Annotated in this window: 15 protein-coding genes; 8 read left to right on the forward strand and 7 right to left on the reverse strand. The window is 33.2% G+C overall.

What is annotated here, in order from left to right; translation table 11 throughout:
* Positions 1-82: 82 nt before the first annotated feature.
* From V6M85_RS06165 to V6M85_RS06190, 6 genes are all read left to right on the forward strand, one after another.
* The gene (locus tag V6M85_RS06165) at positions 83-394 is read left to right on the forward strand and encodes a DUF2173 family protein (RefSeq protein WP_338604650.1); all 312 of its coding nucleotides are present in this window, start codon (positions 83-85) and stop codon (positions 392-394) included.
* On the forward strand, positions 387-863 hold the full coding sequence (locus tag V6M85_RS06170; protein ID WP_338604320.1) for a hypothetical protein: 477 nt from the start codon (positions 387-389) through the stop codon (positions 861-863). The genes V6M85_RS06165 and V6M85_RS06170 overlap by 8 nt, the downstream gene beginning before the upstream one ends.
* A gap of 82 nt (positions 864-945) precedes the next feature.
* Entirely contained in the window at positions 946-1,380 is a 435-nt protein-coding gene (locus tag V6M85_RS06175; RefSeq protein WP_338604323.1) for a rubrerythrin family protein, read from the forward strand.
* Positions 1,380-2,567 (forward strand): heterodisulfide reductase-related iron-sulfur binding cluster, encoded by a 1,188-nt coding sequence (locus V6M85_RS06180; protein ID WP_338604326.1) that lies wholly within the window; start codon positions 1,380-1,382, stop codon positions 2,565-2,567. Before V6M85_RS06175 ends, V6M85_RS06180 begins: the two co-directional genes overlap by 1 nt.
* Positions 2,560-3,132 carry a DUF3501 family protein gene (locus tag V6M85_RS06185; protein WP_338604329.1) on the forward strand — a complete coding sequence of 191 codons (573 nt, stop codon included), beginning with the start codon at positions 2,560-2,562 and terminating at the stop codon, positions 3,130-3,132. Before V6M85_RS06180 ends, V6M85_RS06185 begins: the two co-directional genes overlap by 8 nt.
* 419 nt (positions 3,133-3,551) lie before the next feature.
* The gene (locus tag V6M85_RS06190) at positions 3,552-3,977 is read left to right on the forward strand and encodes a DUF4898 domain-containing protein (RefSeq protein ID WP_338604332.1); all 426 of its coding nucleotides are present in this window, start codon (positions 3,552-3,554) and stop codon (positions 3,975-3,977) included.
* A gap of 67 nt (positions 3,978-4,044) precedes the next feature.
* Here the strand turns inward: V6M85_RS06190 and V6M85_RS06195 are convergent, their stop codons facing one another.
* Together V6M85_RS06195 and V6M85_RS06200 are read right to left on the reverse strand one after the other, a co-directional pair.
* The gene (locus V6M85_RS06195; protein ID WP_338604653.1) at positions 4,045-4,848 is read right to left on the reverse strand and encodes an ABC transporter permease; all 804 of its coding nucleotides are present in this window, start codon (positions 4,846-4,848) and stop codon (positions 4,045-4,047) included.
* Positions 4,839-5,771 carry an ABC transporter ATP-binding protein gene (locus tag V6M85_RS06200; RefSeq protein WP_338604335.1) on the reverse strand — a complete coding sequence of 311 codons (933 nt, stop codon included), beginning with the start codon at positions 5,769-5,771 and terminating at the stop codon, positions 4,839-4,841. The genes V6M85_RS06195 and V6M85_RS06200 overlap by 10 nt, the downstream gene beginning before the upstream one ends.
* Positions 5,772-6,137: 366 nt before the next feature.
* Here V6M85_RS06200 and V6M85_RS06205 point away from each other — a divergent pair, with 366 nt between their 5' ends.
* Positions 6,138-6,572, forward strand: a complete 435-nt coding sequence (locus V6M85_RS06205; protein WP_338604338.1) for a hypothetical protein — start codon at positions 6,138-6,140, stop codon at positions 6,570-6,572.
* A gap of 285 nt (positions 6,573-6,857) precedes the next feature.
* Here V6M85_RS06205 and V6M85_RS06210 read toward each other — a convergent pair whose 3' ends face one another.
* From V6M85_RS06210 to sepP, 4 genes are all read right to left on the reverse strand, one after another.
* On the reverse strand, positions 6,858-9,074 hold the full coding sequence (locus V6M85_RS06210) for a cation-translocating P-type ATPase (protein WP_338604340.1): 2,217 nt from the start codon (positions 9,072-9,074) through the stop codon (positions 6,858-6,860).
* Positions 9,067-9,234, reverse strand: coding sequence for a YHS domain-containing protein (locus tag V6M85_RS06215; RefSeq protein WP_338604655.1), 168 nt, complete (start codon positions 9,232-9,234; stop codon positions 9,067-9,069). Before V6M85_RS06215 ends, V6M85_RS06210 begins: the two co-directional genes overlap by 8 nt.
* A gap of 87 nt (positions 9,235-9,321) precedes the next feature.
* Entirely contained in the window at positions 9,322-9,813 is a 492-nt protein-coding gene (locus V6M85_RS06220) for a TRASH domain-containing protein (protein ID WP_338604342.1), read from the reverse strand.
* Between the two features lie 8 nt (positions 9,814-9,821).
* Positions 9,822-10,487 carry an undecaprenyl-diphosphatase SepP gene (gene sepP / locus V6M85_RS06225; RefSeq protein WP_338604345.1) on the reverse strand — a complete coding sequence of 222 codons (666 nt, stop codon included), beginning with the start codon at positions 10,485-10,487 and terminating at the stop codon, positions 9,822-9,824.
* Between the two features lie 397 nt (positions 10,488-10,884).
* On the opposite strand from sepP, the gene V6M85_RS06230 reads away from it, so the two are divergent.
* Entirely contained in the window at positions 10,885-11,034 is a 150-nt protein-coding gene (locus V6M85_RS06230; protein ID WP_338604347.1) for a hypothetical protein, read from the forward strand.
* 8 nt (positions 11,035-11,042) lie between these two features.
* On the opposite strand, the gene V6M85_RS06235 is transcribed toward V6M85_RS06230, so the two are convergent.
* The gene (locus tag V6M85_RS06235) at positions 11,043-11,165 is read right to left on the reverse strand and encodes a hypothetical protein (RefSeq protein ID WP_338604350.1); all 123 of its coding nucleotides are present in this window, start codon (positions 11,163-11,165) and stop codon (positions 11,043-11,045) included.
* Between the last annotated feature and the right edge of the window lie 12 nt (positions 11,166-11,177).

An 11,177-nucleotide genomic window follows, 5' to 3' on the forward strand; every position in this document is an offset into this window, starting at 1 on the left:
TTATTTAATTTAAAGTAATTAGTAATTATTTTGAAGGTAAAGTTTATTTATGAAAAATATCATATTAATATTAAGAGGGTATATGTTAGATAATATACCAGGAGTTTTAGCTGTATATCGATTTCAAGATGGTAAGCTAATCAAGATTCAAGGGCAAGACCTTTTAGTGGATTTAGATAAATTAAGTAATATATTAATCGAAAATATGAGAATAGGAGAAAATGAGGCAAGGGAATTAAAATTCCTAGAACCCTTTAGAGGATTTGCAATGATATTGGATGATATTGGTATGGTGTTTGTAGATGATTATCTGATTTTTACGAATGCTAAGAAAACTAATTGGGATTTATTAGTAAAAAGCGTTTTAAAGGGGTTGGTGATGCAAAATGGCTGATGTGAAGAAGCTAAAAGGTTATATGGGGCATATAAAAATTAATTCTGAAGGCAGGATTGAAGAGAGTTCTAATGTGGAAAACGTTTCTAAATTGGCTGAAATAATATTATTTAATTTGAAGAAAGGGAATGAAGAAGCGAGAGAATTAGGCTTTAACAGGTTAAATGGATTTGCAATGTTCGGTAGTAATAGGTCAATAACTTTTATGAAAGGTATAGGAGTGATAGTTGACAATGAAAAAGCAGATTGGCAAGAACTATTCACCTATTATACATATAATAGCTCTTTCATAATCACAGGTGTAATTCTTATTGCACTATCTGCTATACTATTTTATTTTGGTTTACTTACTTCTGCCCTTAACTTCCTAGCGCCCGAACCTCGTCTTTATATACCCTTAATCCTAATAATAATAGGAGTAACATTTCTGGCGCTTTCTAAAACTACCCTATCCTATAGATTAGAATAATTCTTTTTTAATATAGACTAGCAGTTGATAATGATAGAAACTTTTAAAAACTAGTGGCAATAAATAAATATAGCGTGAGAAGATGAAAGAACTAAAAGGAACTAAAACAGCGGAGAACTTAAAGCACGCATTCTGTGGAGAAGCAATGGCAAATAGAAGATACTTATATTTCGCTAAGAGGGCTGACGAAGAAGGATATCCAGAAATAGCTGGATTATTGAGAAGTATAGCAGAAGGTGAAACAGCACACGCTTTTGGACATTTAGACTTCATAAGGCAAGGAGGTATAGGTGATCCCGCTACTGACAAACCAATTGGGACTTTAGAGCAAATGCTGGAGTCAGCTGTAGCTGGAGAAACATATGAGTGGACACAAATGTATCCTGGCTATGCTAAAGTAGCTAGGGAAGAAGGATTTAATGAGATTGCGGAATGGTTCGAAACATTAGCAAGAGCAGAAAAGAGCCACGCAGAGAAATTTACAGCTGTACTTAATCAGTTAAAGGGAGGCAAGTAATGTATTCTTTAAATCCAAGTAATCCCTCTTTTTTTAATTCTGACAAGTTATTATCGGAGTTTATAAGACAAGCGAGCGTGTGTCATGGCTGTAGACTATGTTTTAATTATTGTGATTCTTTCCCTACATTATTTAATTACACCGATAAAAAAGGTCCTAAAAATTTAACATTAGACGATCTATTTGATGTAGCCTCTAAATGTTTTCACTGTAAGATGTGTTACGTAAACTGCCCATATGTGCCTCCTCATGAGTTTAACATGGATTTTCCAAGCTTAATGGAATGGGCATGGCTATATTATAAGAAAAAAAGAGGATTAGCAATAAGGGATTTTATCTTTGAAATGTTAGATGGCGTTAAGTTCGCTAGGCCCTTAGCAAAGGTGATAATGGAAAAAAATAAGGAATTGTTGGGTATTCATAGAGAAGCTCCAACATTACCAGTTGCGGAAAAAGGATTAAGAGAAAAAGCAAAGCCTAAACATATAGATAATCCTAAGGCCAAAGTAGCTTTATTTCCCACATGCTTAGTTGAGAACTTCTTCCCAGAGATAGGAGAAGATTTAATAGAAGTATATAACGAGTTAGGCATAGAGGTAATAATACCCAATTTTGTATGTTGTGGTGCCCCGATGTTGGATTCCGGTGATGTTGATAGACTTAAGAAAAATGCTGAATATAATGTAAAGCTGATAGAGGACTTAGTTAAAAAAGGATATGATGTAGTATCTCCAATACCTACTTGCACATTGATGATCAGAGAGTATAAGAGAATTCTTGACAGAGATGTTCCCAAGGTTTATGACGCGATGGAGTACTTACTGAAGTTGAAGAACGAAGGCAAGATAGAGCTAAAGGGTAAGATTGATAGGAACATATATTATCATCCTCCATGTCACCTTAAATATTTACAAGTGGGCTTGCCTGGTGTTAGACTACTAAGATCGATGGGAGGAAAAGTTGATATTTCAAATAATGGCTGTTCTGGAATAGATGGGGGTTGGGGGTTAAGAAACTACGAAACAGCTAAGAGGGTAGGGAGTAAGATGATGGAATCCTTTAAGCAAAGTAAAGCTGATGTTTTTTCAACTGAATGTCCACTAGCAGGTCTTCAGATAGAGAAGGCCTCAAATAGAAAACCGTTACATCCTATTCAACTGTTAAAGGAGGCGATGAAAAATGGTTAAAATAACACTAGATGATATTCTACCTTGGCAAACTTATGAGAAAGTAAGAATGGATCGAATAAGAAGAATTATTGAAATAAAAAATAAGAGGAGAATTGAACTAGGAGATAGGTTAAGTCTATTGTTTGAAAATAGGGATACGGTGCTTCAGCAGATTCAAGAAATGGTGTATTTAGATAAGATGGAAAAGAAAGAAGATATATTAAGAGAAATAAGAATATATTCAACATTACTTCCGTGTGATGGCAAAATAAAAGCATCTCTATATATCCATTCTTATGACTTTAAAGATCTTGATTGGGTTTATGATCACTTAAAGGGGATATATAACTCGGTATTCTTAAAGGTAGGGAATAAACTAATTCAAGGTATACCAGAAGCTGGTAGGGAACAAGGGAGAGAGTTCGCTACAGTTCAATATTTAACCTTTGATCTAGAGGGGGAAAGGAGTACGGATATTGAGGTTCACGTTCTGCATGAGAATTATAGGTATTCAACAAAATTAGATAAGAGTTTAGCAGAAGAGCTAATTAAAGAAGCTTATGATGTGTGTGAGCAAGTCTAAGAAATTGATAGATAATAATCTAATTTTTATTGAGTTTGTTTTTATTTTATACTATTAGAATGTATTGCGATATATGTAATATGAATCTGAATATACAACTATTAGTATTATGAGTAAAATGTTATCTGTATCTATGCAATTACACCGTGGGTTCGTTAGTTTATACTAGCAATTTAGTGGTCAATAGGATCTTATATCGCGTGATGAGAAAAATACATTAAATTCTATAACTTTTTCGAGAAATTCTATTACGACTTCTAACTGTAAAAACGAATAAAATAATGTAAAACAGAAAATACGAGGAACTTTTCTACATCTTGGTGTATTACGATAGTCAGTTTGTATAGAGTGTTATTGCAGTAAAGTATATATAAGCTTTAAAAACTTTTAAGATAAGAATAACACGAGAGTGCTCAGCTATGCTAACTAATTCTACTGATGCAGAAAGTATTGAGGAGTTCATTTTATCCGTCGCGAGATCTAGAGGAATCTTTAATCTCAAGGCTTACAGTATAGGCATAGTCTCAGACTATCAGAAATTCTTTAATCTCGTTCTGCCTAAGGATGTATGCGATATTTTTGTTGTTTTGTCAATTAGTAGAGATGATATATCTAGTATCATCAAAGGTGATTTAAATAAGGTAAGACCTACTGCTTCGGTAACATTAATGTATAGTAACAAGTTAAAAAAGGATAAGATAGTTATAGGTTATGCAAAGGCGATCAAGAATACTGAAAGTAATGCCATTGATGAAACAGATAGAAATAAGCTTTCTAGTAAGCTCCTAGAGCCTCTAAAGTTAAAAATTCATCCAGATCTATACTCTCTCGGTATAACATACTGAATCACAAGATATCTTTCTCCCCATAGTTTTTAAGATATTGCCATACTATACTATAGACATTTGTCTATTAATATTCCCCTAATGTTCCCCTTTCTCTTGCTTTTTTGAACGCATAGTTGTATGAGAATACGCCTAATGGTATTAGTATTAAATTGAATATAACCAATACTATGACATATTGAAGAAGATTACTTATAGATGAGCCATTTAGAAGCGCGCCCCTTAGTGCGCTTAATGCCCATGTTAGTGGTATTCCATAACTTATGTATCTAACATAAATGGGTAACACTGTTATGGGGAATACAGTCCCACCAAGTAGGTTAGTAAACGTGTTAAAGAAGAACGAAATAGGATTTCCTTGCTTTGTTATCATTGTAACTGCACCTGCAATCATTCCTATGCCTAATGTGGAAAATATTAATAATACTAAGATCACAATCACACTAATTACATTGACGTGATAGTCTACATTTAATGCAATTCCTATAGAGAGTATTACAATAGCATTTATTGTGTTTAGAACTAATCCCCATAGTGCAGAGTATAATAGAAATCCAAAAGTTCCAGTCCTAGATATCACGTAATATTCTATGGTTCCGTACAATTGTTCATTACGTAATCTCTGGCTTATAGTTGAAATAACTGAAGAGACGTATCCTTGAAAAGCTAATCCAACTGTGAAAAATGCAGTATAATTACTGACACCAACCTCGGTTACTAATTTATTTCCTAATGATGTTCCAGTAAAGTAATAGGTAAATACTGGAAGCACCCAGCCTAATATTGTTAATACTGTTTGTGTTCTGTACGATACCCATACTTTAAATCCCCTTAAGTATAGGAAAGAGTATAATTTGCCACTTATTCCCATCTTCTCCACCATCCTCCTCTTCTTACAGATTCTAATTTAGCAGAATCTTCCACATCGCCTACTAGAAAGATATAAACATCTTCTAATGAGGGTTCTTCTTCTTTAATAATTTTATAATCTCTTAATTCGTCCAGCTCCTTTTCAGGTACCCTAAGAACATAATAATTTGTGGAAGTCTCTATCACATATTTACCCAACGTTAAAGGATAATCATTTACCTCAACCTCCACAACTCTACCTAAATAATTCTTCAAGTCGTCTTTATTTCCTTCTGCAATCACTTTCCCCTTTTTTAACAGTATTATTTTTTCAGTGAGCTCTTCAATATCCTTCATGTAGTGCGATGTAAGTAAAATAGTCTTATCTCTTCCTATCCTTCTTACTAAATCTCTAAACATTCTAGCTGAAAGGGGATCTAAGCCTAATGTTGGTTCATCCAATAATAAAACAGGTGGATCAGTTATTAATGCTCTAGCTAATGCGAGTTTTCTTTGCATTCCAGTACTAAACTTCATGTAGGGTATATTTGCCCACTCTCCTAATCCAACTAATTCCAGTAATTCTTTTGCCCTTTTCCTAGCCTCAGATAAAGACATATTTTGTAAGCTCGCAAAGAACACTAGATTTTCCAAAGCAGTTAATCTATAATAGAATAGCCTTTCGCTTACGGTGACTAAACCTATAGATTCCTTTACTTTCTTTTCATCTTTTATTATACTATAACCGTTAACATACGCATCTCCAGAAGTGGGTATTATAAGCGTTGAAAGCATTTTTATCAACGTTGTTTTCCCAGCACCATTAGGTCCCACTAATGCTCCTATCGTGTTTTTGTCTATTTCGAAAGTCACACTATCTACAGCCTTTATCTCCTTGTCCCTTATTCTAAAAGTCTTCGATAAATTGTCCGTTTTTATGCTCATTAGTTAAAGTTTTGATAATATTGCTAAAAACTTTTTGCGTGGTAGCCACATAGTAGTCTATTTCATTGAAACTGCATGGATTCGAATACAAACTTTCATTCACTAAACATTAAGCAACTGCGAATGATATTGCACTTACTATGAAAAGCACTATACTTTTTTGTTATGGCAGATAATAAATAATAAAATAATAAATCATCCTTTAAACTACTTTCTTTTACTTCTTTTTAGACACATATAATCATGGACTACTACATGTATAATTATAATAATACTAAATTAGTATTGTTGATAAGATTAATAGGGTATAAGTATTAGATACTTATAATAGAAAGGTTTAAAAACTAATAGGAGAATATATCATGTATGACTAATGAGAGTATAAAGTATATAGCAATAAAGATGCTTGCTGATAAAGGATATGTAGTAGATGCTATATATAGCTATCTAGTAGAAGGTGAACGACCTAGTGTGCTTGCGTACAAATATGGAATAACGAAGCATACAATAAGAGGAAATATAATGAGATTTGTAGAGAAGGCTGGAGGAGAAGGAAAGGCAAGAAAGCTAATAAAATTGATTAAGGAATCAAACGCAAAAGTAAGCCCAATAGTATACAAATCAGATGGTATGTATACATGCCTCCTATGCAATGAGAAGCTAGATGAAGGAAAATTAGAGAAACACATAACTACAAAACACAAGGCTGAATTGCAAAGGGCAATTAGTTACATAGTATCTAAAGTAGAGGGAAAGAAGAAACAAGAGGAAAATAAGAAAGAAGTAGTAGTTAACGCATAAGTTATATAATTTTTAAGAATATATTTAGTATTGTTTTAAAGATATTTCTATGTTTATTTTGATATGATGTATCATTTACAGTTTAGGTAAGGGTTCTCTTCTATAAGTAGATATTGCAATTGTAAGTTAAAATAAGAAAGCTTTTTAAAAGGAGTAACAAAAGAGAAGGTAATCGGCATTAATGAAACTTCATAAAAATAATTAATTATTATTAACTATAACTGGAAACAGATATTCAACGTTATAGGGGAGATGTTTCAAACATGTAAAGGAAGGAGAATCCAATTAAAACGGAATTAGTGACCACAAACTTACTATTACGCTACTAAACCCCATAGCTAACGCTGCATATTCTGGCGGTATGACTATATGAGGATAAAGTATTCCACCAGCAATTGGTATTAAGACGGAGTTATAACCAAATGCCCATGTCAAATTCTCTTTAATTTTTCTAACTGTTAATCTAGCTTCTTCAAATAATACTAATATGTCCATAAGAGACGATATTATAACTTTACCAGCACTTTTAGCTAGATCAGTACCAGTGGATATTGCAATGCCAATGTCTGCTTCTTTGATTGCAAGTCCATCGTTAATTCCATCCCCAACAAATAGAACTTTGTGTCCTTTTTCTTTTAAACTTCTTATCAATTCTGCCTTATCTTCTGGAGACATACCTTTATACACTTTAACATTAAGTTCTCTTCCTATTTGATCTACACTTTTACTATTGTCTCCAGTGGCTATAATTACTTCAATTCCTTTTCTCCTAAGATAGTCTATTACCTTTCTCGCCTCCTCTTTAACCTCATCTTTTAAACTCACAACCCCTCCTGGTTTTCCATTGATGCATATCAATATGTCCCCTTCATCCTCTTTTGCATCCCAATCACAATTATTTTTAACGAAATCCCTATTTCCAACTATTACGTCGTTTCCATTAACTTTAGCATATACTCCTCTTCCAGGAAATTCTTCAAAATACTCAACTTCACCTTTTCCTCCTAGCTTTTGTAGCGCTTTAGCAACTGGATGTAGACTTCTGCTTTCCGCAACAGAGGCTAATTGTAATGCGTTTTCTATGAATTCTATCTTTTCAGATATCGAGTATTCTCCTTTAGTTATAGTCCCGGTTTTATCTAATATTGCTATGTCAATATTTCTTATCTCCTCTAAGATGCTACCATCTCTTATTATTATTCCCCTTTTTAACGCTCTATGCACACTAGTTAGTATCGCCATTGGAGTTGCTAAACCTAAAGCACAGGGGCAAGCTATGGCTAATACAGATACAGTGAAAAGTAATGCATTTATGGTATTAAAACCCATTATAAATCTCCAGATTAGGAAAGTGGCTATTCCAATCGATATTACTACTGGTACAAATATGCTCGAAACCTTATCTACTAAGTTCTGAATTGAAACTCTAGTATTATAAGCTCCTCTAACAGCTTCAGTTACTTGCATTATGTAGCTCCTATCCCAACTCCTAGTCACATATATTTCCAAGTATCCATTTACTAGAATTCCTCCGGCTAACACGCTATCACCTTTTTTCTTTAATACTGGCTTTTGCTCTCCAGTTAAGATTGACTCATTTACCTCACCTTCTCCATTCTCAACTATTCCATCAGCAGGTATTTTTTCTCCAGCCCTTACAATTATAATATCCCCAATTTTTAGTTCATTAGAGCTCACAATCCTCCCATCTTTTAATGTAGCTCTATAAGGTTCTATACGTATGTCTGAACTCATTTTAGCTTTAATATAAGCTTCTAATGTTTTCCCTACTAGTATAAAGGTAATCAATAACGACGCGTCAGAAAAGAACGTTTGTTTCCCTAAAAGAAAAAGACTTGAAAACCAAAGTAAATTAGAGGATAAAGATACAAGTACATCCATATTTGTAGTTTTATTTCTCAGAGCCCTATATGCTCCTTTGTGAAATCTAAGCCCAGAATAAAACTGGACTGGAAGTGAGAAAATAATTGAAAAAGTTGGAAAGAGATAAGATAAGGTAGTAAATACAACGCCTATTAAGAGTCTTCTCAACAAGTCATACAAATCTTTGTATATAATATCTTTTTCAGTATGTTGCTTACTTAGAATCTCACCCTTAATCTCTGCTTCTTTTAATATCTCTTGAGGGGTAGTTGATATTGGATTGTATTCAATCATCACAGTCCCTAAACCAGGGTTTGACTGAACATCTATAACTCCTCTTACGTTCTCCAGTTTTTTGACTATTTTAGGTATCTCCTCTGGATTCACATTTAATTTTACAATAAATCTTTGTGTGGCTACATCATACCCAGCTTTCCTTACAGCTTTTACCAGTTCCTTTAATCTTACGTCTCCATTTAAAATTACTTTAGCACTTCCAGTAGCTAAGTTGACCTCTGCTTCTTTTACACCATTAACGGATTTTAATGATTTAGATACCGTTAATACACACGTTGCACAATGCATGCCTTCAATCTTCAGTTCCTCCTCTTTATCCATGTGGCATTCCCTTAGGTCCACCTCTCAAATATTCTTCTGGTTTTTTCTGGAATTCCTTAAGGCAATTAGAAGAGCAGAAATAGTAAATTTTACCTTTATACATTGTCTTATAAGGACTCCTTTCATCTACTTCCATTCCACATACTGGATCTATCATAATATATACATCATCGTCCTAATCAAAAAGCTTTATTCTCTGCCAAAATGTATGTTATATATCTATTCTACGTACAAAATGTACGTTAAACTACTCTGAGTTAATAACATTTTTACGTGCAAATTTTTTCTTTAACTCGGTCAAACATGAACTACAGCAAGCATAGTAAGTTTTTCTTCCTATTTTGTATATTAATGGACTGTCATAGATCTCTTTTCCGCAATAGTCGCATTTAACTACAAAGCTACTTTTTCCTATGAATACTAGTTCCTTTCCCCTGATGTTTTCTAGTACGTTTTCTAGGCTCTCTAGTGTATTAGCTCTTACTACATTCATGAATCTACCTTCGAGTAGCTTATAGCATTCCTCGCTATTGCAAGATTCGGAAATAACAAACGCTATAAAAGGTTCATTCTGAAATTTTATAGTGAATTTTACACCTTTCCTTTTGAGGCTTTTTAAAATGTTTGTAGCGGTACTTCTGCTGATGTTTAACTGCTTTGCTAATTCCGTTACACTTATTCTGGAATCATTTCTCAAGATCTCTAATGCCCTAAACTCTAGATCAGAAAGCTTTTCCATAATCCGCTTTATTCACTCCTACGTTTTAAATTTGTTCTCTTGCTATTGTTATTTACTACAACATTTACAACTCTATTATAAACATTTGTGATGAATTTCTCTAGGTTTATAGCTGTTAATGCGATCGCAATTCCCAATATCCATCCCGCAAATACGTCCAACGGCCAATGGACTCCTATGTAAACTCTTGAATAACTTACTATTAACGCTTCTATGAATAATGGAATTGAAACATAATACGGTAATGTCATGAGCACTATAATTGCACCTACACTTACTATTAACGCATGTCCCGAAGGATAAGAATAGTCAGTAGGCTCAGATACCAGTAGGTTAACATTATGCAGTATTAGAAATGGTCTTGGCTGAGCCATTACATATTTTGAGATCTCTCCTAAAATTATGGCTATTATAAATCCTCCAACTAGTATTAAAGAAGTTCTCCTATATTTTCCTCCTACGATAAAGAATATAGCAGTGACTGGTATCCAAATGTATTCTCTTCCGTACTTGCTGAAGAATATCATTACTGGATTTAGCGGTGAAAATTGTGAATGGTTAATTAAGTAAAATAAATATATATTTCCTGGAAAATTACCTTCTCCTACGATTTTAGTTATAATGGAAATTATTACATACAATGCATAGATTGCAATTATGTATTGCCATTTCATTGTAGGCTAACAACTATATACTCCTAATAAATAGTATATATAATTAATCCAATTAAGGTTATGCCATTGTGCTTTAAATTAAAAACCATGAAAAAGTCTATAAACTGTATATTATTAATTGCTAAATATGTCTAGAAATCATAAGATAAACATTAGGGAATAGATATAATACTCTAGATACTTCAGAGATGAAGAAATAAGAGAAGATAATGTCTATATAAGCATTTTTTGAAAAGTTTTTAGCGAATTATAGATAATCTTTAATTATAAAGGTACTTCTTCAAGGTTACGTCAAAGAAATTATATAATTAGCTAAGCAGTAGTATGGAATAATAGCAAAAAATTTATTTATAAACATTCTTACAGCCTATTTATACCCTTAAAGAGTATTATGAATATGACCGACGCTAGTATCATGTATAACGTAGCCATCATTATACTTGTTGGGGATGGCCCTAAGCTTTTAGCAGTAAAGAAGTTAAGAGGAATAGAGACTATGATAAAAAATATGGCCATAAGTGTTGCTAATATGCCAGCTATTAAGTAATTCTTCATTTACCTCACCATTATTGCTATCATTTTAACTGCATCCCATAATAAATTATACGCCATAAATCCAGCCATAAATGCTGTAGCTCCAAATATTAAAGCAAGGATGGCTATACCTAGTTTGTTCATTTCATCTCACCC

Source organism: Sulfolobus tengchongensis (genome assembly GCF_036967215.1).
Lineage (GTDB): Archaea > Thermoproteota > Thermoprotei_A > Sulfolobales > Sulfolobaceae > Saccharolobus > Saccharolobus tengchongensis_A.